Origin of the sequence: Streptococcus infantis (genome assembly GCF_047460825.1) — a bacterium.
GTDB classification, from domain to species: Bacteria; Bacillota; Bacilli; order Lactobacillales; family Streptococcaceae; genus Streptococcus; species Streptococcus infantis_V.
The window spans coordinates 1-24864 of record NZ_JASHFO010000008.1 but is presented as its reverse complement, the minus strand read 5'-3'; the positions used below and the strand labels follow the sequence as shown (position 1 = coordinate 24864).

The following is a 24864-nucleotide window of genomic DNA, read 5'->3' as shown; positions in this document are numbered from 1 at the left end:
TTGAATAAAAGCTAATACTCTTCGAAGATCAACTTCAAACTATGTCAGCTTCACCTTGCCGTACTCAAGTATAGCCTGCGGCTAGCTTCCTAGTTTGCTCTTTGATTTTCATTGACTATAAGATCTGGAGAGGACAATCGTTGTCCTCTCCATTTTTATATTCAGAGCGATGAAAATTCGTTTCTTAAAGTTGTCAAAGTTCCTAAAACCAAAGGCATTACGCTTGATAAGTTTGATAAGATTATTCGTTGCTTCCAATTTGGCATTGGAGTAGGATAATTGAAGGGCGTTGACAATCTTTTCTTTATCCTTGAGGAAGGTTTTAAAGACAGTCTGAAAAAGAGGATGAACCTGCTTCAGATTGTCCTCAATGAGTCCGAAAAATTTCTCTGGTTTCTTATTCTGAAAGTGAAAAAGTAATAGCTGATAGAGATTGTAGTGGTGTTTCAAGTCTTCTGAATAGCTCAAAAGCTTGTCTAGAATTTCTTTATTTGTTAAGTGCATGCGAAAATTAGGACGATAAAAACGTTTATCACTCAGTTTACGGCTATCCTGTTGGATGAGCTTCCAGTAGCGTTTGATAGCCTTGTATTCATGAGATTTTCGCTCAAATTGATTCATGATTTGGACACGAACCCGACTTATAGCTCGGCTTAAGTGCTGAACAATGTGGAAACGATCAAGTACAATTTTTGCATTAGGAAAAAGCTGTTTAGCCAAGTTATAGTAAGGACTAAACATATCCATAGTAATGATTTTCACCTGATAGCGAACAGCCCTATCGTAGCGCAGAAAGTGATTGCGGATGATAGCTTGTGTTCTTCCCTCAAGAATAGTAATGATATTGAGCTGATCAAAATCTTGTGCGATAAAACTCATCTTTCCCTTGGTAAAGGCGTACTCGTCCCAAGACATAATCTCTGGAAGACGAGAAAAATCGTGCTTAAAGTGAAAGTCATTGAGCTTACGAATGACAGTTGAAGTTGAAATGGATAGCTGATGTGCAATCTCAGTCATAGAAGTCTTTTCAATCAACTTTTGAGCAATCTTTTGGTTGATAATACGAGGAATTTGGTGATTTTTCTTGACTAGGGAAGTCTCAGCGACCGTCATTTTCGAGCAATGATAGCACTTGAAACGGCGCTTTCTAAGAAGAATTCTGGTAGGCATACCAGTCGTCTCAAGGTAAGGAATCTTAGACGGTTTTTGAAAGTCATATTTCTTCATTTGTTTTCCGCAATCAGGACAAGGTGGAGCTTCATAATCCAGTTTTGCGACGATTTCCTTGTGTGTATCCCAATTGATGACATCTAGAATCTGGATATTAGGGTCTTTAATGTCTAGTAGTTTTGTGATAAAATGTAATTGTTCCATATGATTCTTTCTAATGATGGTTTGGTCGCTTTTCATTATAGGTCTTATGGGATTTTTTTCTACACAAAATAGGCTCCATAATATCTATAGGGGATTTACCCACTACAAATATTATAGAGCCAGACTGGTTATGGCCCTTTTGATTTGAATGAAGTGGCTCTAAATGATTGAGAGAGAATGATCGAGATGGGGACAAAGTTCATTAAAAATACGATTAGACCAAATGAACCAATTGTCTGTAAGAAAAAAGAGAAAGCGTCAGAAAGTAGTTTCAGATATATTGGTTTATATTTTAAAAACTGAAAGTATAATCTGTTCTGTTTCAATCTCTCTTAAAAGGGGAGGATTTATTATATAATGAGAGTAAGATAAAATTTGAAAGGAGTGGGAGACTCTAGTTAACGATGGGTCGTTAAGTGAGAGAAATTTTGAAAGAGCGAGTGTAACCATTCGTGAAAAAGTAATTTTTGTCATTTAGTCAGATGGCTAAAAATTTTAAGCAAAAAAGAAAGCGCTTTATTTTCGAGGTGAAAGGAAAAGAAATGAAACATAGTCATTTTGAAAAAAAACAACGATACGGAATTCGCAAATTTACAGTAGGAGCCGCTTCAGTAGTGATTGGAGCAGTTGTTTTTGGTGCATCGCCGGTATTAGCACAAGAAGCAACAACTACCAATAAGGAAACAACAGAACTAGGAGTAGAGAAGGATCAGGCAGAAAAAGCAGTAGATACTGAAAAGAGTGCGACAGAGTCTAATGGGGTAGATACAGTCACACATGCATCTACAGAAGCACATACTGGAACAGAGACAACTGCAACGGCAGAGGCAACTGTAACAGCAGAAACGGCAGAAACGGCAGAAGCAACTAGAGGAACCGAAAAAGATCCAGCTGCGCTTCCACGTGATTACTATGCTAGAGAGTTGGAAAATGTCAATACTGTTCTTGAAAAGGAAGATGTAGAGACTAATGCTGCAAATAGCAATAGAATTGATCTGACAGAGCAATTGGGCAAACTGAAACAACTTCAAAATGCGACCGTTCATATGGAGTTCAAACCAGATGCTTCTGCGCCAGCATTTTACAACCTTTTCTCAGTCTCAAGTGATACGGTTCGAAATGAATATTTCACCATGGCTGTTTACAACAACGTTGCCTTGATTGAGGGTCGCGATCAAAACGGCGATCAATTTTATGATAGATACACAGACGCACCATTAACTGTCAAACCAGGTCAGTGGAACTCAGTAACCTTTACAGTTGAAAGACCAAGTGCAGATTCTCCAGATGGGCAAGTTCGTCTCTATGTAAACGGAGTTTTGTCACGAACAAGTAAGAAATCAGGACGCTTTATCAAAGATATGCCTGATGTGAATCATATGCAAATTGGTACCACAAATCGTGCAGGAAGTATGGTTTGGGGGGCAGGTTTACAAGTTCGTAATCTAACTGTTTACGATCGTGCCTTGAGTCCAGAAGAAGTTCAAAATCGTAGCTACCTATTTGAAAGATCCGAATTAGAGAAAAAGCTTCCAGAAGGAGCTGAGATAACAGATAAAAAGGATGTTTTTGAGGCTGGTAAAAATGGGCAGTCAAATCCAGATGGTATTAATAGCTATCGTATTCCAGCCCTCCTTAAGACTGACAAGGGAACTTTGATTGCTGGAGCTGATGAACGTCGTTTGCACCACTATGACTGGGGCGATATCGGTATGGTTGTCAAACGAAGTGAAGATCAGGGTCAAACATGGGGCGATCGTATCACCCTTACGAATCTACGCGACAATCCTAAAGCTACTGATCCATCTGTTGGTTCACCAGTAAATATCGATATGGTTTTAGCCCAAGATACTGAAACCAAGCGCATCTTTTCAGTCTATGATATGTTCCCAGAAGGAAAAGGTATCTTTGGGATGTCAGCTGAAAAAGAGGAAGCTTATAAAGAAATTGATGGGAAAACCTACCAAATTCTCTATCGTGAAGGAGAAAATGGAGCCTATACCATTCGTGAAAATGGTGTTGTCTACACACCAGATGGTCAGGCAACGGATTACCGTGTTGTTGTAAATCCAGTCAAGCCGGCTTATAGCGATAAAGGCGACCTTTATCAGGGTGAGCAACTGCTAGGAAATATCTACTTTACAAGCAATAAAACTTCTCCATTTAGAATTGCTAAAGACAGCTACCTGTGGATGTCCTACAGTGATGATGACGGCAAGACTTGGTCTGCACCACAAGATATTACCCCAATGGTCAAAGCTGATTGGATGAAATTCTTAGGTGTGGGACCTGGAGTGGGCATTACCCTCCAGAATGGACCTCATAAAGGTCGTATCGTCGTTCCTGTCTATACGACGAATAGAACAAACCACCTCAATGGATCTCAATCATCTCGTATCATCTACTCAGATGACCATGGTAAGACTTGGCATATGGGTGGCGGTGTCAATGATAACCGTACACTTTATGATGGTACAGTAGTTGATTCAAGCAACATGAACAATTACTACGCTCAAAATACGGAATCTTCTGTTGTTCAGCTGAACAATGGTCAGTTGAAACTCTTTATGCGTGGTTTGACTGGTGATTTGCAAGTTGCGACAAGTAATGATGGTGGTATTACATGGGACAACTATGTAGCACGCTATGATGTACCAGATGTCTATGTTCAAATGGCAGCGACTCATACGGTTCAAGATGGTAAGGAGTATATCCTTCTAGCAAATGCCAATGGCCCAGGTCGTAAGAATGGTTACATTCGAGTGGCTCGCGTAGAAGAAGATGGCGAGTTGACTTGGTTGCATCATCATTTGATTCAAGAAGGGGAGTATGCCTATAACTCACTTCAACAGATTGGACCAAAAGAATTTGGTCTCTTGTATGAACATCATGAAGCTGGTGGCAATCCTTATACTCTATCCTTCAAGAAATTCAACTGGGATTTCTTAACGAAGGAAAGAATTTCTCCTAAAGAAGCCAAAGTTAAAAATGTTATTGAAAAATGGCCGGGAATTCTTGCAGTAGAGTTTGATTCAGAAGTTTTGGTCAACAAAATCCCAACACTTCAGTTGGCAAATGGTAAAAAAGTAAACTTCATGACCCAGTACGATACGAAGACTTTGCTATTTACAATAGACAAGTCAGATCTTGGTCAGGAGATAACTGGACTTGCTTCTGGAACAATCGAGAGTATGCACAATCTTCCAGTGAGCCTTGAAGGAGCAGGCATTCCTGGAGCTGTCAACGGTAGTGAAGCTGCTGTTAACGAAGTCCCAGAATTTACAGGTGGTGTTAATGGTGTAGAAGCTGCTGTACATGAAGTACCAGAATTCGAAGGTGGGGTGAATGGCGAAGAAGCTGCTGTAACGGAGCTCCCAGAGTATACTGAAGCTATTGGTACAGTAGGCGAAGAAGCAGCACCGATAGCAGAACTTCCAGAATTTACAGGTGGAGTCAACGGTGTAGAAGCAGCTGTGCATGAAGTCCCAGAATTCACAGGTGGAGTCAATGGTAGTGAAGCGGCTGTGCATGAAGTCCCAGAATTCACAGGTGGAGTCAATGGTAGTGAAGCGGCTGTGCATGAAGTCCCAGAATTCACAGGTGGTGTCAATGGTCTAGAACCAGCTGTTCATGAAGTCCCAGCATTCACGGGCAGTGTGAAGAATGACGTCGCACCGACAGAAAACCCAGGATTTATAGCTGGTACCAAAGGTTCAGAAGGAGCAGGCCATAAAGATCCAGGTCACAAAGATCCAGATCACAAAGGTCAACAGTCTATTGTATCTCAGGCTATGTCACAAGATAAGACCTATCAAGCACCATCAGCACCAGCAGTTCGTCAAGATGTTCTTCCTAAGACAGGAAATGAAGACGCCTCTGCCCTTGCTTCTGTAGGGGTTGTGGGGATGCTCCTTGGTATGTTTGCTTTGGGGAAGAGAAAAGAAGATTAGTCAAATCGTTAAAATTGAAGGTTTCCTTAGTGAAACTAGATCTTATACTCAATGAAAATCAAAGAGCAAACTAGGAAGCTAGCCGCAGGCTGTACTTGAGTACGGCAAGGGGACGCTGACGTGGTTTGAATTTGATTTTCGAAGAGTATTAGTTAGAAAGGGTCGTAACGAAAATTAGTTACGGCCTTTTTTCTTTCATGTTTGCGAGAAAAAAGGGCTGGTTTCAAGATTTAAGAGGTGTTGGGATAGATTTTAGGTCCCTGAAACTACTTTCAGAAGAAACTGTTGCATAAAATTGTTTTGAAACTCCAATCTATTCTAGCACAAGTTATTGAAAGCGCTTTAATAATGAGCTATAATAGTCACATAAACACAAAGGAAAAGAAAAGGAGGAAAGTAGATGCCACAAATTAGTAAAGAAGCCTTGATTGAACAAATCAAAGATGGAATCATCGTTTCTTGCCAGGCACTTCCTCATGAACCGCTCTACACAGAAGCGGGAGGAGTAATCCCCTTGTTGGTAAAAGCAGCTGAACAAGGTGGTGCAGTCGGTATCCGAGCAAACAGTGTTCGAGATATCAAGGAAATTAAAGAGGTCACTAAACTTCCGATTATCGGAATTATTAAACGTGATTATCCACCACAGGAACCATTCATCACAGCGACTATGAGAGAGGTGGATGAACTAGCAGCTCTTGACATCGAAGTCATTGCTCTTGACTGTACTAAGCGTGAACGTCATGATGGCTTAGAAATCCAAGAATTTATCCGTCAGATCAAAGAAAAGTATCCAAATCAACTCTTGATGGCTGATACAAGTACCTTTGAGGAAGGTCTAACAGCAGTTGAAGCAGGAATTGACTTTGTCGGAACAACCTTATCAGGTTACACTTCTTACAGTCCAAAAGTGGATGGCCCAGACTTTGAACTCATCAAGAAACTCTGTGATGCAGGGGTGGACGTCATCGCTGAAGGAAAAATTCACACACCAGAACAAGCTAAGCAAATCCTAGGTTACGGAGTGCGAGGTATCGTAGTTGGTGGCGCTATTACTAGACCAAAAGAGATTACGGAACGATTTGTTGCGGGTCTTAAATAACACAATATAAAAAACGAGGAGAGTGGTTGATTAGTAGGAAAAAATGAAAACGTATACAAAGTCGACATTACTCATTATCCGATTCGGATACGCTTATCATCATTTAGGAGAATACAAATGAAATTTAAAAAACTAGCTTGTACAGTACTTGCGGGTGCTGCGGTTCTATCTCTTGCTGCTTGTGGCAAATCAGATGCAAACAAAGATGCTGCTAGCTCTGGTAGTGACAGTGGAAAAACTGAAATCACTTGGTGGGCATTCCCAGTCTTTACTCAAGAAAAAACTGGCGATGGTGTAGGAACTTATGAAAAATCTATCATCGAAGCTTTCGAAAAAGCAAATCCAGATGTTAAAGTTAAACTAGAAACAATCGACTTCAAATCTGGTCCAGAAAAAATCACAACAGCAATCGAAGCAGGAACTGCGCCAGACGTTCTCTTTGACGCACCAGGACGTATCATCCAATACGGTAAAAATGGTAAATTGGCTGAGTTGAACGACCTCTTTACAGATGAATTTGTTAAAGATGTCAACAACGAAAATATCATCCAAGCAAGTAAAGCTGGTGATAAAGCTTACATGTATCCAATCAGTTCTGCACCATTCTACATGGCGATGAACAAGAAAATGTTGGAAGATGCAGGAGTTGCAAACCTTGTAAAAGAAGGTTGGACAACTGATGACTTTGAAAAAGTTTTGAAAGCGCTTAAAGATAAAGGATATACACCAGGTTCATTGTTCAGTTCAGGTCAAGGGGGAGACCAAGGAACACGTGCCTTCATCGCTAACCTTTATGGCGGATCTGTAACTGATAAAGAAGTAACTAAATACACAACTGACGATCCTAAATTCGTTAAAGGTCTTGAAAAAGCATCTAGCTGGATCAAAGACGGTTTGTTGAACAATGGTTCACAATTTGACGGTGGAGCAGACATCCAAAACTTTGCAAACGGTCAAACTTCTTACACAATCCTTTGGGCACCAGCTCAAAATGGTATCCAAGCTAAACTCTTGGAAGCAAGTAAAGTGGAAGTGGTAGAAGTACCATTCCCATCTGATTCAGGTAAACCAGCTCTTGAATACCTTGTAAACGGATTTGCAGTATTTAACAACAAAGACGAAAAGAAAGTCGCAGCAGCTAAGAAATTCATCCAATTCATCGCAGATGACAAAGAATGGGGTCCTAAGGACGTAGTTCGTACAGGTGCATTCCCAGTTCGTACTTCATTTGGAAAACTTTATGATGACAAACGTATGGAAACAATCGGTAGCTGGACTCAATACTACTCACCATACTACAACACAATCGACGGATTTGCTGAAATGAGAACACTTTGGTTCCCAATGTTGCAAGCTGTATCAAATGGTGACGAACAACCTGCTGCAGCATTGAAAGCATTCACTGAAAAAGCGAATGAAACAATCAAAAAAGCAGCTAAATAATAAGCCCTAAATAAAAACTGAGTTCCCCCCTTTTCCCTGAGCACATCTGTGTATGAAAAGGGGGACTTTTGTTTGAAATAGAAGCAACTGACAGGTCAAAATTAAAATGAAGTTTTTACATTGACGAATCTTAGAAAAATTTCATTTTGATTTTAGATCAGGGTCAGATAACAGTCAAAAAAACAAAACTATGTGAAAGTGAGGTGCCAACTGTGAAAATCAATAAAATTCGCATGCGGGAAACTATTATTTCCTACGCATTCCTAGCACCAGTATTAATCTTCTTTACCGTCTTCGTTTTAGCTCCAATGATCATGGGCTTCATTACAAGTTTCTTCAACTACTCGATGACTAGCTTTGAGTTTGTGGGCTTGGACAACTACATTCGTATGTTTAAAGACCCTGTCTTTACAAAATCTTTGATTAATACCGTAATCTTGGTTATCGGGTCTGTACCAGTCGTTGTACTCTTCTCGCTCTTTGTAGCATCACAAACTTACCAACAAAATGCCATCGCTAGATCTTTCTACCGTTTCGTCTTCTTCCTTCCTGTAGTAACAGGTAGTGTTGCCGTAACAGTAGTATGGAAATGGATCTACGATCCACTATCAGGTATTTTGAACTTCGTACTTAAGTCAAGCCATATCATCAGCCAAAACATTTCTTGGTTGGGAGATAAAAACTGGGCTTTGATGGCGATTATGATTATCCTTTTGACAACATCAGTTGGTCAACCAATCATTCTTTACATCGCTGCAATGGGTAATATTGATAACTCACTTGTAGAAGCAGCGCGTGTTGACGGTGCGACTGAGTTCCAAGTGTTCTGGAAGATTAAATGGCCAAGCCTCCTTCCAACAACACTTTACATCGCAATCATCACAACCATCAACTCATTCCAATGTTTCGCCTTGATTCAGTTGTTGACATCTGGTGGTCCAAACTACTCAACAAGTACACTTATGTACTACCTATACGAAAAAGCCTTCCAATTGACTGAATATGGCTATGCCAATACTATTGGTGTATTCTTGGCAGTTATGATTGCCCTTGTCAGCTTCGCTCAATTCAAGATCCTCGGAAACGATGTAGAATACTAAGGAAAGGAGACAGCTATGCAACCTACACAACAAAAGAAACCATTAACAGCCTTTACTGTTATTTCAACAATCATTTTGCTCTTGTTGACTGTACTGTTTATCTTCCCATTCTACTGGATCTTGACAGGTGCATTCAAATCACAACCAGATACCATTATGATTCCACCACAATGGTTCCCTAAAGCTCCAACAATGGAGAACTTCCAACAATTGATGGTGCAAAACCCAGCCTTGCAATGGATGTGGAACTCAGTGTTCATTTCTTTAGTAACTATGTTCTTGGTTTGTGCAACCTCTTCACTAGCAGGTTATGTTTTGGCTAAGAAACGTTTCTATGGACAACGCATTCTCTTTGCAATCTTTATCGCTGCCATGGCTCTTCCAAAACAAGTTGTCCTTGTACCATTGGTACGTATCGTCAACTTCATGGGAATCCATGATACTCTTTGGGCAGTTATCTTGCCTTTGATTGGATGGCCATTCGGGGTCTTCCTTATGAAACAGTTCAGTGAAAACATTCCTACAGAATTGCTCGAATCTGCTAAAATCGATGGATGTGGTGAGATTCGTACTTTCTGGAGCGTAGCCTTCCCTATTGTGAAGCCAGGATTTGCAGCTCTTGCAATCTTCACCTTCATCAATACTTGGAATGACTACTTCATGCAATTGGTAATGTTGACTTCACGTCAAAACTTGACCATCTCACTCGGGGTTGCGACTATGCAAGCAGAGATGGCAACTAACTACGGTTTGATCATGGCAGGTGCTGCCCTTGCAGCTGTGCCAATCGTAACAGTCTTCCTTGTCTTCCAAAAATCCTTCACTCAAGGGATTACTATGGGAGCTGTCAAAGGATAGTCCTCTGCGAAAATTGAATATAGTACAATCTGTTTATCAGTATGCAGCAGTGTAGTTGATAGACTAAGAGAATACAGGATATATAAGTGTCTACAAAATGGAGAGGAGTTGCTTACTTCATGAAGTTTTGTTAGACACTTATAAACTTACTAGCCAGACATGATATGTCTGAAGATAACAATCAGGTAAAGGAAATTACTATGATTTTTGATGATTTAAAAAATATCACCTTTTATAAGGGGATTCATCCAAATCTAGATAAGGCCATTGATTATCTCTACGAACATCGAAAAGAGTCTTTTGAACTTGGGAAATATGAGATTGACGGAGATAAGGTCTTTCTAGTCGTACAAGAAAATGTCCTTAACCAAGAAGAAAATGATCGCTTTGAGCATCATAAAAACTATGCAGACTTGCATTTATTGGTAGAAGGCCATGAGTATTCAAGCTATGGTTCTCGTGTTAAAGACGAGGCAGTAGCTTTTGACGAGGTAAGTGATATTGGCTTTGTCCACTGTCATGAACAATACCCACTCTTATTGGGTTATCACAACTTTGCGATTTTCTTTCCAGGAGAACCTCATCAGCCTAATGGTTATGCTGGCATGGAAGATAAAGTTCGCAAACATTTGTTTAAAATTTTAATTGATTAGTAGGTTAGGAGGAGCAAACAATGGCACAGAAAGGATCTGGATTACTCAAGGCAGCATTTGATACGGATAATGTTCTCATGCGTTTTAGTGAGAAGGTTTTGGATATCGTGACTGCGAATCTACTCTTTGTTGTGTCTTGTTTGCCTATTGTGACCATCGGAGTAGCTAAGATTAGTCTCTATCAGACTATGTTCGAAATTAAGAAAAGTCGAAGGGTACCCGTCTTTAAAATCTATATTAGAGCCTTCAAGCAAAACTTGAGATTGGGACTTCAACTAGGTTTGTTAGAATTGGGAATTGTTTTAATTAGCTTGCTTGATTTGTATCTGTTTTGGGGACAAGCAGGTATAGCTTTTCAGGTGCTGAAAGCCATCTGTCTAGGGATCTTAATTTTCTTGACATTAGTCATGTTAGCAAGTTATCCTATCGCAGCCCGCTATGACTTAACTTGGAAAGAAGTTCTTCAAAAGGGCTTGCTCTTGGTAAGCTTTAACTTCGTGTGGTTCTTCTTGATGCTTGCGATTATTTTATTAATCATGATGCTTCTCTATCTATCAGGCTTTACTCTAGTGCTCGGTGGATCAGCATTTCTACTCTTTGGTTTTGGTCTTCTTGCTTTTTGCCAAGCTGGATTAATGGAAAAATTGTTTGCTAAATATCAAGCAGATTGAAAATGATATGAAACTACTTTCAAACATGAAAAGCTATGGAAGATGAATAGAAATTAAAATCTAAGTGGTCTAGATGTATTGAAAGCGCTTTTCACAAGGTGTATACTAAAATAGTAAAAAATCATCTGCTAAGAGCAGATAATAAGAAATCTTAGGAGAAATCTATGTCAGATTTAAAAAAATATGAAGGCGTCATTCCTGCCTTCTACGCATGTTATGATGATGCGGGCGAAGTAAGCCCAGAACGTACTCGTGCTTTGGTGCAATACTTTATTGATAAAGGTGTTCAAGGACTTTATGTCAACGGTTCTTCAGGTGAATGTATCTACCAAAGCGTAGAAGACCGCAAATTGATCTTGGAAGAAGTCATGGCAGTTGCTAAAGGTAAATTGACAATTATTGCTCACGTGGCTTGCAATAATACTAAAGACAGTATCGAACTTGCTCGTCATGCAGAGAGCTTGGGTGTAGATGCTATTGCAACAATCCCACCAATTTACTTCCGTTTGCCTGAATACTCAGTAGCCAAATACTGGAACGATATCAGTGCAGCAGCACCAAACACAGACTATGTTATCTATAACATTCCTCAATTGGCAGGAGTTGCTTTGACTCCAAGCCTTTATACAGAAATGTTGAAGAACCCACGTGTTATCGGTGTTAAAAACTCTTCAATGCCAGTTCAAGATATCCAAACTTTTGTTAGTCTTGGTGGCGAAGATCATATCGTCTTTAATGGTCCAGATGAACAATTCCTTGGTGGACGTCTCATGGGTGCTAAAGCTGGTATCGGTGGTACTTATGGTGCTATGCCAGAACTCTTCTTGAAACTCAACCAATTGATTGCAGATAAAGACCTAGAAACAGCGCGTGAATTGCAATATGCAATCAATGCTATCATTGGTAAATTGACTGCTGCACATGGAAATATGTACGGTGTTATCAAAGAAGTCTTGAAAATCAATGAAGGACTTAATATCGGATCAGTTCGTTCTCCACTTACACCAGTGACCGAAGAAGATCGTCCAGTTGTTGAAGCAGCTGCTCAATTGATTCGTGAAACTAAGGAGCGTTTCCTCTAATCAATAGGAGGCTTTATGACTAATTACGTTGCAATTGATATTGGTGGAACTAATATCAAATATGGTTTGATTGACCAAGATGGACAACTTGTAGAGTCTCACGAAGTTGCGACTGAGGCTCATAAAGGCGGTCCACATATCTTACAGAAAACAAAAGATATTGTAGCTAGCTATCTAGAAAAAGGTCCAGTGTCAGGCGTCGCCATTTCCTCAGCGGGAATGGTTAACCCTGATAAGGGTGAGATTTTCTATGCTGGTCCACAAATTCCAAATTATGCAGGAACTCAATTTAAAAAGGAAATTGAAGGAAGTTTTGGAATTCCTTGTGAGATTGAGAATGATGTTAACTGTGCAGGGTTAGCAGAAGCTGTTTCTGGATCTGGAAAAGGTGCAGGAATAACGCTATGTTTGACCATCGGAACAGGTATCGGTGGCTGCTTAATCATTGACGGCCAGATTTTCCATGGATTCAGCAATTCAGCCTGTGAAGTTGGCTATATGCATATGCAGGATGGGGCTTTCCAAGATTTAGCATCTACAACTGCCTTGGTCGAGTATGTAGCTAAGTCTCATGGTGAAGAAATTGCCCATTGGAATGGTCGTAGAATTTTCAAGGAAGCTACTGAAGGCAATAAACTCTGCATGGAGGGCATTGACCGTATGGTAGCCTATCTTGGGAAAGGTGTTGCTAACATCTGTTATGTTGCCAATCCAGAGATTGTTATACTAGGTGGTGGTATTATGGGGCAGGAAGCGATTTTGAAACCGAAAATTCGTACAGCTCTGAAAGATGCGCTTGTTCCAAGTTTAGCGGAAAAAACAAGATTAGAGTTTGCGCGTCATCAAAATACTGCAGGTATGCTTGGAGCTTACTATCACTTTAAAACAAAACAATCCTAAGTTGGCCTTGCCAATTTAGGATTTTTTAGTCTCTTTGTCAACTGTAGTGGGTTGAATATAGTGGATTGAAATAAGATATGAACAAAGAGATTAGGAAAGTCAAATTAATTTCTAAAAACGCTTTAGAATCCTTGGTATGCTATTCCAGATTCAATCTATTATAGATGATATGGGACTTTTTTCTACAACAAAATAGGCTCCATAATATCCATAGGGGATTTACCCACTACAAATATTATAGAGACTGTTTTTATTTATTATTGATGTTTCTGTTATTTATTCCAAAATGTTTTTGCCTTCTTTAACACGCCAATGATAATCCGATAAAATAATATCTTTTAGAGAGTAACTAGCCTTCCAATCAAGATATTTTTTAGCTTTTGAGGCATCTGCAAGGACGCTAGCTGGGTCCCCAGCACGGCGAGCAACAATTTCGTGTGGTATTTTTTGATTCAGTAATTCTTCAGCAGTTTTAAAGATTTCTTTGACGGTGTAACCTTTTTCAGTTCCTAAGTTAAAGATTTGAGAAGAACTAGTTTCTTGAAATAGGTAATTCATCCCTTTAACATGTGCCTGTGCAAGGTCTAAGACATGAATGTAATCCCGAATACATGAACCATCGCGCGTATCGTAGTCATCTCCAAATATTTTCAGGCTATCATTTTGTCCCAATGCAGTCTTGTTGATGTTTGGAATGATGTGAGTTGGATTTTTTACACGGAGACCATTTGAAGCATCCATTTCTGCACCAGCTACATTGAAATAGCGGAAAATGACATATTTCCAATCATAGCGATTAGCCATCCAGTAAATCATTCGTTCGCCCATCAATTTTGTTTCTGCATAAGGGTTGACAGGGTCGAGCAAGGTATCTTCAGTCGCTGGCTTGTCAATACAGTTATTACCATAGAGGGAAGCAGTTGAAGAGAACATGACTTTTTGAATACCAACTTCAGATAAGACTTTAAGAACTTGGTTCATGCCAGCAACATTGGCAGTGAAGTATTTGCTTGGGTTTTCAATGCTTTCGCTAACAACAATTTCACCTGCACAATGCAGAACTGCATCAATTTTATTTTCTTCCAAGTAGGCTTTTAAGGCACTAGCATCATAAACGTCAAGTTGTTTAAAGTTTGCACGATTATCTACAGCTGAACGGTGTCCTGTAGAAAGGTTATCTAGGACATGAACCTGATATCCAGCATTTAAAAGAGCTTTGACAGTATGTGAGCCAATGTAGCCAGCTCCGCCTGTAACAAGAATTGTTTTAGTCATGATTTTTACTTCTTTCTAAGTTTATACTGGTTTAAAAATTTTTATTGATTTAAGAAATTGAATACTTCTAATAATGTATTTGTTCTATCACCAATCAATACTCCATCGAATCCTAATTAATAATTTTGGGATATCTTCGCACTGTAAATCTCCTAAAATATTAATTTATATTTAAAATTATATAGTTGACTAGATAAGAACAGATACCTTTGCAGTATAGTTAAATGAGTAGAGATATCTTCTAAACTATAGTCTTTATTCCCACTCAATGTTGCACTCAAAATTTCATATGCTATAATAATTTCTTTGCCTTGGAATTGAATCCCTGATAAAAGTTGATGTATTTAAGCAATATAATTTTTATTTTTGCCAAATCAAATAATAGGAGTTATATTTCCGACTATTGACTGCTGTATTTTTGAACGAATAATATCTTTAGTTTCATTTAAGGAATTTTGACGTTCTAAATGACCTAGCAATATTCATGTCCAATCCCTTGTTGGATTAATATACTATATATAAAGTTGTTTGTCAAATGTTTTTGATAATTTTTTTAGACCTTCCCTCATATACAAGGGAATACTGTTTTACTACTTAGAAAATAAGATAGGATTTGTAGAAAGCAGACTAAGATACCAACTTTCCACTACCTTTCTCCTATAAAAAGTGGTAAAATGGTTGAAAGAAAGAAGGGATAGAAATGACAACATTATTTTCTAAAATCAAAGAAGTAACAGACCTTTCCGCTATCTCAGGGCATGAAGCACCTGTTCGCGCTTATCTTCGTGAAAAATTAGCACCTCACGTGGATGAAGTTGTGACTGATGGCTTGGGTGGTATTTTTGGGGTTAAACACTCAGAAGTTGAAAATGCACCTCGTGTCTTGGTAGCATCTCACATGGATGAAGTTGGTTTCATGGTTAGCGAAATCAAACCAGATGGAACCTTCCGAGTAGTTGAAATCGGTGGTTGGAACCCGATGGTTGTCAGCAGCCAACGCTTTAAACTTTTTACACGTGAAGGCCGTGTGATTCCAGTAATTTCAGGTTCAGTTCCTCCACATTTGACTCGTGGCACAGGTGGGCCAACTATGCCAGCTATTTCTGATATCGTTTTTGACGGTGGTTTTGCAGATAAGGCTGAGGCTGAAAGTTTTGGTATCCGTCCTGGAGACACCATCGTTCCAGATAGTAGCGCAATCCTAACTGCTAATGAAAAAAATATCATCTCAAAAGCATGGGATAACCGTTATGGTGTGCTCATGGTTAGCGAGTTGGCTGAAAACTTGTCAGGCCAAAAACTAGGAAATGAACTTTATCTTGGTGCTAACGTCCAAGAAGAAGTTGGACTTCGTGGTGCCCATGCATCTACAACAAAATTTGATCCAGAAGTATTTCTTGCAGTTGACTGTTCACCAGCTGGTGATGTTTATGGTGGCCAAGGTAAGATTGGTGATGGAACCTTGATTCGTTTCTATGATCCAGGTCACTTGCTTCTCCCAGGCATGAAGGATTTCCTTTTGACAACTGCTGAAGAAGCTGGAATCAAATACCAATACTATTGTGGAAAAGGTGGTACAGATGCAGGAGCAGCTCATTTGAAAAATGGTGGTGTTCCATCTACAACGATCGGTGTCTGCGCTCGTTATATCCACTCTCACCAAACACTTTATGCCATGGATGACTTCTTAGAAGCTCAAGCTTTCCTACAAGCCTTGGTTAAAAAATTAGATCGTTCTACAGTAGATTTGATTAAAAACTATTAAACAGAAAAGATGGAGGTGATAGGTATGGAAGAACCAAACCTAGAAACCTTGATACGGGACCTTTACAATCATGCCCGTCAAAACTTGAGTGAAGATTTAGTGGCTGCACTCCTAGAAACTGCTAAGCAGTTGCCCAGCACCAATGAACGCTTGCTAGCAGTCCGACTTTCAGGGTTAGTCACACTTGAACTACTCAAGAATCCTAGAACACCTGCGCCAGAGTTAGTCAATCTGGCCAGCTTTATCCAAAAGGAAGAAGCTAGGTACAAGGGCGCAGCTGCCTCTTCCATTATGATTGGAGAGCTATTTAAAATGCTTTGATTCGTTCGAATCAAAGCATTTTTTTATCTTAAATTTGTTCAGCCAAAACTTTTTCAGCAAGGTTCATAGCGTGGTCTGACACACGAGTGTAGTGTGAAATAATATCAATAAAGTTGACACCAGCTTGGGTAGAACATTCACCGTTGTTGAGACGTTTGATGTGAGTCTTACGAAGGACACGTTCCATCTTGTTGATGGCTTCATGGCGTTCAATAAGTGATTGAGCTTGTTCAAGGTCATTGTTTTCAACACTCTCAAGAGCATCTTTAACGAAATCGCTTGTTTGACGGTAAATATCTTCCAACTCTTCTAGGGCTGAGTTAGAGAATTGAACATTCTTGCGTTGCAAGTAGTCGTTAAGATTAATCAAAGCTTCAGCGTGGTCACCGATACGTTCCAAGTCTCGAGAAGAGTCAAGGATGTTGGTCAAGACTTCACTCTCTTTTTGACTCAATGCTTCACTAGATAGACTAATGAGGTAGCGCGTTAATTTCTCATCGATTGTGTTGATAGCTTCTTCGGTTTTGTGTCCTTTTTCAGCTACTTTTTCATTAGAATTGATAATGTAGTCGTAAGAAAGGTCAAATGCTTTAACTGCATAGTTTCCTAGGTGCAAGAGTTCTTTCTTGGCATTTCCTAGGGCGATAGAAGGAGCTTGCTTGATGAGTTGTTCATCCAAGTAAAGAGGTTCGTATTTAACAACTTCGTCTTCACCAGGGATTAACTTAGTTACAAAGTAAGCCAAGGCACCGATGAATGGGAATTGTACAATGGTATTACTTACGTTGAAGGCACCGTGTGAGAAGGCAATCGTCATCTCAGGTGAGAGGTGAAGTAGTGCCTGGAAGTACTCGATCATCGCAGTGAATGGGCCTAACAAGATCAAGCAGAGGATGGTTCCTAAAACGTTAAAGGTAACGTGTGTTGCTGCAACCCGTTTAGCAGAAACATTTGCTCCGGCTGCTGCGATAATAACCGTTAAGGTTGTACCGATATTATCTCCGAATAGGACTGGTAGTGCCCCTTTGAGGTCGAGGAATCCACCTGCATAGAGACCTTGTAGAATCCCGATGGTTGCAGAAGATGCCTGAATCAAAACGGTAATGACAGCACCAGCCACAACTCCCAAGATAGGATTTTGCCCCAAGGTAACCATGTATTCCTTGAACTGAGGCAAGTCTTTAAGAGGGCTCATCCCAGCACTAATGAGGTTGAGGGCGTAGAAGATACCACCCACACCAAAAAGGATACGTCCAATATTATTTGCAGTACGGTTTTTTGTAAAGAATAAGAACATGGTTCCAAGGAAAATCAAGGGTAGGGCATACTCGCCAAGTTTGAAACCGATGATGAAGGACGTTACGGTCGTTCCAATATTGGCTCCCATGATAATCCCGATGGCCTGTCTAAGGGTGAGGAGACTTGCACTGACCAGTCCAACCGTAATAACCGTTACACCTGTACTTGACTGGATGAGGGCAGTGACGACAATCCCCACTAAGACCCCTAAGAAGGGATTACTTGTGTATTTGTCAATGTAATAACGAAGGCGGTCTCCAGCAGCTTGTTGCAAACCGTCTCCCATGGTCTTGATACTATACAAAAACAGTCCCAGACCACCTAAAAAGTGAAAAATAATTTCCTGCCAATTAATGGACATTTTCTTTTTCCTCCGAAAAATAATCGCGGAATTTCTCCCATTCTATTTTAAAGGATAAAAGTAAATCTAACAAGTAGTAAATGATCTTTTTTTGAGAAAAATGTTGTTTTTATTCGAAAAATGGGCAGATGATTGTCTAATTTATATTAATTCTTCACTTCTTTATAGTTCTTGAGGGGCTAGTGTTGACTCTTTTTCTAAATATCGTAAAATAAGAATGACCTGTTCTGTGTATTTTTGGAACAGCTACTTTTTAATTCAAAAATAAAGCGCTTACTTTCAAGAGGAAGTCAAAGGAGAAAAAGATGAAGAATCCATTTTTTGAAAAACGTTGTCGCTATAGTATTCGAAAATTGTCAGTGGGTGCCTGCTCATTGATGATTGGTTCAGTTCTATTTGCAGGTCCAGCTTTGGCTGAAGAGTCTGTCGTTCCAGAAAATGGGACAACTACAGCAGTAGCTTCAGAGCAACCGTCAGCCACTACTCCAGCAGAAGCAACTACACCAGCACCAGAAGTATTGAAAGAGCTAGAAGCAAGGGAAGACAAGGCAAGTGAGCAACCAGTTTCAGAAGAAAAGCCAACCTTGGACCAGTTGACTGCAGGTGATAAGGAAGCCACTAGTCCAGCTGCTGAAACTCCTAAGGCTGAAGAAGCGCCTGCTACCACAGAAAATAAGCCAGAAGAAAAAGCAACAGTCTCTGATGTTCCTAAGAAAGAAGAAAAAAGTCTTCGACCAAAAGAAATTAAGTTTGACACCTGGGAAGATTTGTTGAAATGGGAACCAGGTGCCCGTGAAGATGACGCTATTAACCGCGCCTCAGTAGACTTAGCCAAACGCTATCGTGGACATGTTGTTAATGAAAAAGCTAATAAGGATGCTAAGGTTGAAGCCCTTGCCAATACTAACTCTAAGGCTAAAGACCATGCTTCTGTAGGTGGTGAAGAGTTTAAGGCCTATGCTTTTGACTACTGGCAATACTTGAATTCCATGGTCTTCTGGGAAGGGCTGGTTCCAACTCCAGACGTGATTGATGCTGGTCACCGTAATGGTGTTCCTGTACTGGGAACTTTGTTCTTTAACTGGTCTAACAGTATTGCAGACCAAGAAAAATTCGCTGCAGCCCTTCAACAAGACGAAGACGGAACATTCCCTATCGCTCGCAAGTTGGTTGATTTGGCCAAATATTATGGATTTGACGGCTACTTTATCAACCAAGAAACAACAGGTGATATCGTAACACCTCTTGGTAAGAAAATGCGTGACTTCATGCTTTATACCAAGGAATATGCTGCCAAAGTCAACCATCCTGTCAAGTATTCTTGGTATGATGCCATGACCTATGAATATGGTCGTTATCACGAAGATGGACTTGGTGAATACAACTATCCATTCATGCAAAAAGAAGGGGACAAGGTTCCTGCAGATCACTTCTTTGCCAACTTTAACTGGACCAAAGAGAAAAATGACTATTCTGTAGCTATGGCCAAATGGCTAGAACGCAGTCAGTATGATGTTTTTGCAGGTTTGGAATTGCAACAAGGTGGTTCTTACAAGACAAAAGTGAAATGGGATGCCCTTTTTGATGAGAATGGCAAACTTCGCTTATCACTTGGACTTTTTGCCCCAGATACTATCACGAGCCTTGGGAAAACAGGTGAAGACTATCATAAGAATGAAAATATCTTCTTCACAGGTTACCAAGGAGATCCAACTGGTCAAAAACCAGATGACAAGGACTGGTACGGGATTGCCAACCTAGTAGCTGACCGTACACCAGCAGTAGGCCGTACCTTTACAACATCCTTTAACACAGGACATGGTAAAAAATGGTTTGTAGACGGTAAAGTTTCCAAGGATTCTGAATGGAACTATCGCTCTGTATCTGGTATCTTGCCTACATGGCGTTGGTGGCAAACATCTTCAGCTGCTAAACTCCAAGCTGACTATGACTTTGAAGATGCCTACAATGGCGGAAATTCACTCAAATTTGCGGGTGATTTAGCCGAAAATACCAACCAAGACGTTCGTCTCTACTCTACCAAACTGGAAGTAACGGATAAAACAAAACTTCGGGTTGCCCATAAGGGTGGTAAGGGAAGCAAGGTTTATGTAGAGTTTGCGACTCAGAAAAACTATACTTATGATGGTGAGAATGCTCGTAAAGAACTGACTCTATCTGACGACTGGACAAAAGACGAGTTTGACTTGAGTGCCTTGGCAGGTCAGACCATTTACGGTATCAAACTTACTTTCGAAAACACTGCTGCCCTTAAGGATTATCAATTTAACTTGGGTGAGTTGACTGTGACAGATAATCAAGAGGCTCCTCAGGCTCCGACTGCTCTTAAAGTAGCTAAACAATCTCTCAAAAATGCCCAAGAAGCAGAAGCTATTGTCCAATTTACAGGTAACAAAGATGCTGACTTCTATGAAGTTTATGAGAAGGATGGCGATGCTTGGCGCCTATTGACAGGCTCATCTGCCACTACTATCTACCTACCAAAAGTTACCCGTTCAGCTAGTGCAACTGGAACCAGTCAAGAATTGAAGGTTGTCGCAGTTGGGAAGAATGGCCTTCGCTCTGAAGCTGCAACTACAAACTTTGACTGGGGCATGACTGTCCAAGATACAAGTCTCCCAAGACCTCTAGCAGAAAATATCGTTCCAGGAGCGACTGTTATCGGAAGTACCTTCCCAAATACAGAAGGTGGAGAAGGCATCGAAGGTATGTTGAATGGTACGATCACCAGCCTATCTGACAAATGGTCTTCTGCTCAGTTGAGTGGTAGCGTTGATATCCGTTTGACACAACCACGCCGTGTCGTTAGATGGGTCATGGACCATGCAGGTGCTGGTGGAGAATCTGTCAATGACGGCTTGATGAACACGAAGGACTTCGACCTCTACTACAAGGATGAAGCTGGAGAATGGAAACTAGCTAAAGCTGTTCGTGGCAATAAAGCTCATGTTTCAGATATTACTCTTGATAGTCCAATTACTGCGCAAGACTGGCGTTTGAATGTTATCACATCTGACAATGGAACACCATGGAAAGCTATCCGTATCTACAACTGGAAGATGTATGAAACTCTTGATACGGAGAGCCAAAACATTCCAATGGCTAAAGTGGCAGCGCGTGTCCTAACGGACAATAAGATTCAACTTGGATTTTCAGAAGTTCCTGCTGGGGCAACCATCACAGTCTATGACAAGGCAGATTCACAAACTCCAATCGCTACCTTAAATACAGCAGTTGGAGGGGATTTAGCAACAGATCCATTAAGCTTTGAAAAACGTCCAAGTCTTCTTTACTACCGTACACAATTGCCAGGTAAAGAAATCAGTAATACTCTTGCTGTGACGATTCCTCAGGATGAGAGAAAGATTAAGGCTGTCAGTCTAGAAGTAGCACCTAAAAAGACAAGTTACCAAGATGGTGAGGAATTGAATCTCAAGGGTGGTCTTCTCCGTGTCAAATACGAAGGTGAAGAAGCAGATGAAGTCATTAACCTCAGTCATGCAGGTGTTTTAGTCAACGGCTACGATGCTCATCACCATGGTGAACAAGAGTTGACAGTGACCTATCTTGGTCTTCCAGTTGCAGGAAGCTTCAAGGTTCAAGTGACTGGTGAAGAAGCTGGTCCAAAAGAAGTCGCAGCCTTGTATATTAGCAAACAACCGAAAATTGATTACTTTGTAGGCGATACTCTTGACTTATCAGAAGGACGTTTCAAGGTCTTGTATGATGATGAAACTGAGACAGAACATAGCTTTACAGACCAAGGAGTCGAAATTACAGGCTATGATTCTCAAAAAACAGGCCGTCAAAAACTTCAGTTGCACTATCAAGGACAAACTGTCGAATTTGATGTTCTAGTATCACCTAAGGCAGCCATTAACGACGAATATCTGAAACAAGAAATCACATCTGCTCAAGGACGCAAAGGAACGACAGCTTATACATTTGCGGATGCTGAAAAACAAGCAGCTCTCGTTGAGAAGATTGAAGCAGCAAAAGCTGTCCTAGAAAACCACGACGCTAGTCAAGAAGCAGTCAACCAAGCCTTGAATGACTTGAAACAAGCAGGTTCTGACTTGAATGGTGTACAGCTTTATCAAACAGCTAAGGAAGAGCTTGAAACTCTTCTAGGAAAAGTTCGTGAGAAAAATGCAGACGATCCAATCATCGCTCAAGCAGAAACTCTTATTGGCTCAACAAATCCAACTCCAGAAGCATTTGCCAACCTCAAGGAAGAACTCAATAAAAAACTCCTTGTTAAAGAAAGCCATCATGTGGGTAGCTTAGAAGAAGGTGAAACTGCGCCAACAGTTGAAGCACTACCTGAATTAGTGGTTGAGACAGAAACTCAAGCCTTCGAGCGCCAAGAACGTCCAGCAGGAGACCTCTTGTTGGGTGAACGTCGTATTGTTCAGGTAGGTGTAGAAGGTCAGACTCGTCGTTTGATCGAAGTAGATGCCAAAGGCAACCGTACTCTTCTTCAGACAGAAGTCGTCAAGGAAGCAGTGGCAGAGATCACTGAAGTTGGTACTAAGATTGAAAGTAGCACTCAACCGCTTGACGGTCCAAAAGTCTTAGAAGTTAAGAAACCAAGCTTGGTTGTGGAAGAAGAAGTTCTTGCCTATGGACATGAAGAACGAGTAAATCCTAGCCTCCAAGTAGGAAAACGTCGCTTGGTTCAAGTAGGAGTCGCAGGTCTTCGTAGAAACCTTGTAGAGATTGATTCTGAAGGACATCGCAGTCTTAAGGGGACAGAAGTTCTCAAGGAAGCCGTAACTGAAATTGTTGAAGTCGGTACAAAAGTAGTTAAAGTACCAGGTGACAGACCAGTTACGCCTGCTCCAACGACTCAAGATACTAAGAAGGAAACTACAAAAACAGAACCTAAGACTGAAACATCCGTTGCGCCAGTTCAAGTAAGCCAAGCAGCGAAGCAAGAACCAGCAAAAGCAGAAGTACAAGTACAAGCTGAAAAGACTGAAGGAAAACAACTTCCAAATACAAGTGCAGAAGTAGACGCAAACCTCCTAGCCCTTGGCTTGGTCGGAGTTTTAGGTGGCTTTGGTTTGCTAGCTCAAAAGAAAAAAGAAGATTAAGATAGAGAGTGTACTTAACACTGACTTCATATAATAAAAAGATTTGACTTTTAAGGGTCAAATCTTTTTGTATAGGGGAGGAGAATAAAAATGGCAGAGTATTCTGACGTAGTTATAAGCACTGTCCTTAATTAATCGAGAAAAATTGTTGTGGATAAAAGTTTAAGGTTTTGCTATCTCTTTTATTGATTTTGTGATATAATTAACACGTAAAAAAAATTAAGGAGTCTTTCCAAATGGCAAAATTGACTGTTAAAGACGTTGAATTGAAAGGGAAAAAAGTTCTCGTTCGTGTTGACTTCAACGTTCCTGTAAAAGATGGCGTGATTACTAATGACAACCGTATCACTGCAGCTCTTCCAACTATCAAGTACATCCTTGAACAAGGTGGACGTGCGATTCTTTTCTCTCACCTTGGACGTGTAAAAGAAGAAGCAGACAAAGCTGGTAAATCACTTGCTCCTGTAGCTGCTGACTTGGCTGCTAAATTGGGTCAAGAAGTTACATTCCTTCCAGGTGTAACTCGTGGTGCTGAATTGGAAGCAGCTATCAACGCTCTTGAAGATGGACAAGTTCTTTTGGTTGAAAACACTCGTTTTGAAGATGTTGACGGTAAGAAAGAATCTAAAAACGATCCTGAACTTGGTAAATACTGGGCATCACTTGGAGATGGTATCTTCGTAAACGATGCATTCGGTACAGCTCACCGTGCACACGCATCTAACGTTGGTATCTCAGCAAACGTTGAAAAAGCAGTTGCTGGATTCCTTCTTGAAAACGAAATTGCATACATCCAAGAAGCTGTTGAAGCTCCAGAACGTCCATTCGTGGCTATCCTTGGTGGTTCAAAAGTTTCAGACAAGATCGGTGTTATCGAAAACTTGCTTGAAAAAGCTGATAAAGTTCTTATCGGTGGTGGTATGACATACACATTCTACAAAGCACAAGGTATCGAAATCGGTAACTCACTTGTAGAAGAAGACAAATTGGATGTCGCTAAAGCTCTTCTTGAAAAAGCAAACGGCAAATTGATCTTGCCAGTTGACTCAAAAGAAGCAAACGCATTTGCTGACTACACTGAAGTGAAAGACACTGAAGGTGAAGCAGTAGACCCAGGATTCCTTGGTTTGGATATCGGTCCAAAATCTATCGCTAAATTTGATGAAGCATTGACTGGTGCGAAAACAGTTGTATGGAACGGACCTATGGGTGTATTTGAAAATCCTGACTTCCAAGCTGGTACAATCGGTGTGATGGACGCTATCGTGAAACAACCAGGCGTTAAATCAATCATCGGTGGTGGTGACTCAGCTGCCGCAGCTATCAACCTTGGACGTGCAGACAAGTTCTCATGGATCTCTACTGGTGGTGGAGCTTCAATGGAACTTCTTGAAGGTAAAGTTCTTCCAGGACTTGCAGCATTGACTGAAAAATAAGAATATAGAAAAAGGAGAACTTAGGTTCTCCTTTCAGATTGAAGACAAAGTCCTTGGAAGTCAAGTTTCTAAGGGCTTTTCTTTTTGTAAAGTCGTATAATAGAGGTAAGAAAAGTTGTGAGGTGTTCCCTATGTTTCACAAAGAAAAACCTGATTATAA

Annotated in this window: 16 protein-coding genes; 13 read left to right on the top strand and 3 right to left on the bottom strand. The window is 40.4% G+C overall.

Annotated elements, in window-relative coordinates:
• Positions 1-108: 108 nt before the first annotated feature.
• The gene (locus QM911_RS03750) at positions 109-1374 is read right to left on the bottom strand and encodes an ISL3 family transposase (protein WP_414313183.1); all 1266 of its coding nucleotides are present in this window, start codon (positions 1372-1374) and stop codon (positions 109-111) included.
• 542 nt (positions 1375-1916) lie between these two features.
• On the opposite strand from QM911_RS03750, the gene QM911_RS03745 reads away from it, so the two are divergent.
• The 9 genes from QM911_RS03745 (at position 1917) to QM911_RS03705 (ending at position 13130) form a co-directional block, all read left to right on the top strand.
• A complete protein-coding gene (locus QM911_RS03745) occupies positions 1917-5324 on the top strand; it encodes an SIALI-17 repeat-containing surface protein (protein WP_414313159.1) in 3408 nt (1135 codons plus the stop codon).
• 400 nt (positions 5325-5724) lie between these two features.
• Positions 5725-6423 (top strand): N-acetylmannosamine-6-phosphate 2-epimerase, encoded by a 699-nt coding sequence (locus QM911_RS03740; RefSeq protein WP_001135656.1) that lies wholly within the window; start codon positions 5725-5727, stop codon positions 6421-6423.
• 117 nt (positions 6424-6540) lie between these two features.
• A complete protein-coding gene (locus tag QM911_RS03735; RefSeq protein WP_000669443.1) occupies positions 6541-7866 on the top strand; it encodes an ABC transporter substrate-binding protein in 1326 nt (441 codons plus the stop codon).
• Positions 7867-8099: 233 nt separating this feature from the next.
• Entirely contained in the window at positions 8100-8966 is an 867-nt protein-coding gene (locus QM911_RS03730; protein WP_075227343.1) for a carbohydrate ABC transporter permease, read from the top strand.
• A 15-nt stretch (positions 8967-8981) separates the two neighbouring features.
• Positions 8982-9824 carry a carbohydrate ABC transporter permease gene (locus QM911_RS03725; protein ID WP_001183246.1) on the top strand — a complete coding sequence of 281 codons (843 nt, stop codon included), beginning with the start codon at positions 8982-8984 and terminating at the stop codon, positions 9822-9824.
• Between the two features lie 200 nt (positions 9825-10024).
• Complete coding sequence (locus tag QM911_RS03720; protein WP_414313182.1) at positions 10025-10477, top strand: YhcH/YjgK/YiaL family protein; 453 nt, start codon at positions 10025-10027, stop codon at positions 10475-10477.
• 20 nt (positions 10478-10497) lie between these two features.
• Positions 10498-11148 (top strand): DUF624 domain-containing protein, encoded by a 651-nt coding sequence (locus QM911_RS03715; RefSeq protein WP_414313158.1) that lies wholly within the window; start codon positions 10498-10500, stop codon positions 11146-11148.
• A gap of 164 nt (positions 11149-11312) precedes the next feature.
• Positions 11313-12230, top strand: coding sequence for a dihydrodipicolinate synthase family protein (locus QM911_RS03710; RefSeq protein WP_254730137.1), 918 nt, complete (start codon positions 11313-11315; stop codon positions 12228-12230).
• Positions 12231-12245: 15 nt separating this feature from the next.
• On the top strand, positions 12246-13130 hold the full coding sequence (locus tag QM911_RS03705) for an ROK family protein (RefSeq protein WP_414313157.1): 885 nt from the start codon (positions 12246-12248) through the stop codon (positions 13128-13130).
• Positions 13131-13406: 276 nt separating this feature from the next.
• Here the strand turns inward: QM911_RS03705 and galE are convergent, their stop codons facing one another.
• A complete protein-coding gene (gene galE, locus QM911_RS03700) occupies positions 13407-14405 on the bottom strand; it encodes a UDP-glucose 4-epimerase GalE (RefSeq protein WP_414313156.1) in 999 nt (332 codons plus the stop codon).
• Between the two features lie 700 nt (positions 14406-15105).
• Between galE and pepA the strand changes: the two genes are divergently transcribed.
• Both pepA and QM911_RS03690 read left to right on the top strand, forming a co-directional pair.
• The gene (gene pepA / locus QM911_RS03695) at positions 15106-16170 is read left to right on the top strand and encodes a glutamyl aminopeptidase (protein ID WP_414313155.1); all 1065 of its coding nucleotides are present in this window, start codon (positions 15106-15108) and stop codon (positions 16168-16170) included.
• Positions 16171-16194: 24 nt separating this feature from the next.
• Positions 16195-16491, top strand: a complete 297-nt coding sequence (locus tag QM911_RS03690) for a hypothetical protein (protein WP_000392386.1) — start codon at positions 16195-16197, stop codon at positions 16489-16491.
• Between the two features lie 28 nt (positions 16492-16519).
• Here the strand turns inward: QM911_RS03690 and QM911_RS03685 are convergent, their stop codons facing one another.
• Positions 16520-18151 (bottom strand): Na/Pi cotransporter family protein, encoded by a 1632-nt coding sequence (locus QM911_RS03685; protein WP_414313154.1) that lies wholly within the window; start codon positions 18149-18151, stop codon positions 16520-16522.
• A gap of 305 nt (positions 18152-18456) precedes the next feature.
• Here QM911_RS03685 and QM911_RS03680 point away from each other — a divergent pair, with 305 nt between their 5' ends.
• Together QM911_RS03680 and QM911_RS03675 are read left to right on the top strand one after the other, a co-directional pair.
• Entirely contained in the window at positions 18457-23268 is a 4812-nt protein-coding gene (locus QM911_RS03680; protein ID WP_414313153.1) for an endo-beta-N-acetylglucosaminidase, read from the top strand.
• Between the two features lie 236 nt (positions 23269-23504).
• Entirely contained in the window at positions 23505-24704 is a 1200-nt protein-coding gene (locus QM911_RS03675) for a phosphoglycerate kinase (RefSeq protein ID WP_001096781.1), read from the top strand.
• The last annotated feature ends 160 nt before the right edge of the window (positions 24705-24864 follow it).

What these genes read in the sequence shown, in the direction of transcription:
- QM911_RS03750 (WP_414313183.1), bottom strand. Translation starts at nt 1,374, where the DNA reads ATGGAACAATTACATTTTATCACAAAACTACTAGACATTAAAGACCCT.
- QM911_RS03675 (WP_001096781.1), top strand. Translation starts at nt 23,505, where the DNA reads ATGGCAAAATTGACTGTTAAAGACGTTGAATTGAAAGGGAAAAAAGTT.
- QM911_RS03680 (WP_414313153.1), top strand. Translation starts at nt 18,457, where the DNA reads ATGAAGAATCCATTTTTTGAAAAACGTTGTCGCTATAGTATTCGAAAA.
- QM911_RS03735 (WP_000669443.1), top strand. Translation starts at nt 6,541, where the DNA reads ATGAAATTTAAAAAACTAGCTTGTACAGTACTTGCGGGTGCTGCGGTT.
- QM911_RS03725 (WP_001183246.1), top strand. Translation starts at nt 8,982, where the DNA reads ATGCAACCTACACAACAAAAGAAACCATTAACAGCCTTTACTGTTATT.
- QM911_RS03705 (WP_414313157.1), top strand. Translation starts at nt 12,246, where the DNA reads ATGACTAATTACGTTGCAATTGATATTGGTGGAACTAATATCAAATAT.
- pepA (WP_414313155.1), top strand. Translation starts at nt 15,106, where the DNA reads ATGACAACATTATTTTCTAAAATCAAAGAAGTAACAGACCTTTCCGCT.
- galE (WP_414313156.1), bottom strand. Translation starts at nt 14,405, where the DNA reads ATGACTAAAACAATTCTTGTTACAGGCGGAGCTGGCTACATTGGCTCA.
- QM911_RS03690 (WP_000392386.1), top strand. Translation starts at nt 16,195, where the DNA reads ATGGAAGAACCAAACCTAGAAACCTTGATACGGGACCTTTACAATCAT.
- QM911_RS03730 (WP_075227343.1), top strand. Translation starts at nt 8,100, where the DNA reads ATGCGGGAAACTATTATTTCCTACGCATTCCTAGCACCAGTATTAATC.
- QM911_RS03710 (WP_254730137.1), top strand. Translation starts at nt 11,313, where the DNA reads ATGTCAGATTTAAAAAAATATGAAGGCGTCATTCCTGCCTTCTACGCA.
- QM911_RS03685 (WP_414313154.1), bottom strand. Translation starts at nt 18,151, where the DNA reads ATGTCCATTAATTGGCAGGAAATTATTTTTCACTTTTTAGGTGGTCTG.
- QM911_RS03715 (WP_414313158.1), top strand. Translation starts at nt 10,498, where the DNA reads ATGGCACAGAAAGGATCTGGATTACTCAAGGCAGCATTTGATACGGAT.
- QM911_RS03745 (WP_414313159.1), top strand. Translation starts at nt 1,917, where the DNA reads ATGAAACATAGTCATTTTGAAAAAAAACAACGATACGGAATTCGCAAA.
- QM911_RS03740 (WP_001135656.1), top strand. Translation starts at nt 5,725, where the DNA reads ATGCCACAAATTAGTAAAGAAGCCTTGATTGAACAAATCAAAGATGGA.
- QM911_RS03720 (WP_414313182.1), top strand. Translation starts at nt 10,025, where the DNA reads ATGATTTTTGATGATTTAAAAAATATCACCTTTTATAAGGGGATTCAT.